Source organism: Helicobacter pylori (assembly GCF_001998165.1).
Taxonomy (GTDB): domain Bacteria; phylum Campylobacterota; class Campylobacteria; order Campylobacterales; family Helicobacteraceae; genus Helicobacter; species Helicobacter pylori_DL.
The window spans coordinates 1-414 of record NZ_MTWR01000098.1; the positions used below are offsets into that span (position 1 = coordinate 1).

Annotated in this window: 1 protein-coding gene; it reads right to left on the reverse strand. The window is 31.9% G+C overall.

The annotated features are described in order from the left end of the window. Positions 1-42: 42 nt before the first annotated feature. Complete coding sequence (locus tag BZK24_RS08330; RefSeq protein WP_077657144.1) at positions 43-348, reverse strand: hypothetical protein; 306 nt, start codon at positions 346-348, stop codon at positions 43-45. Positions 349-414: the final 66 nt, after the last annotated feature.

Below are 414 nucleotides of genomic sequence, written 5' to 3' on the forward strand. Positions count from 1 at the left end.
TTGAATTTAACTCTGTAAGCCCCACTGATTTAAAAATGGGGCTTATGGAATCAAATGGTTTAAAAAGGTGGTGCGGGTTAATAAAAGAGGGAATAAAAGGGTTAATGAAAGGGGGAATAATAAAAAATAGGGGATTTTTAAGCGATCTTTTGTAAAAGCGGTAAAAGTATGGTAGCGTTGCTTGATTGCTTGATTGCTTGATTGCTTGATTGCTTGATTGCTTGATTGCTTGAATGATTGAATGATTGAATGATTGAATGATTGAATGATTGAATGATTGAATGATTGAATGATTGAATGATTGAATGATTGGTTGAATGAATGGTTGAATGAATGGTTGAATGCCATTTCTACCCCTTTTTTGAAAAAAAGATGACTTGGTTTTTTTTTTTTTGTGGTATTTAATTAATGGTT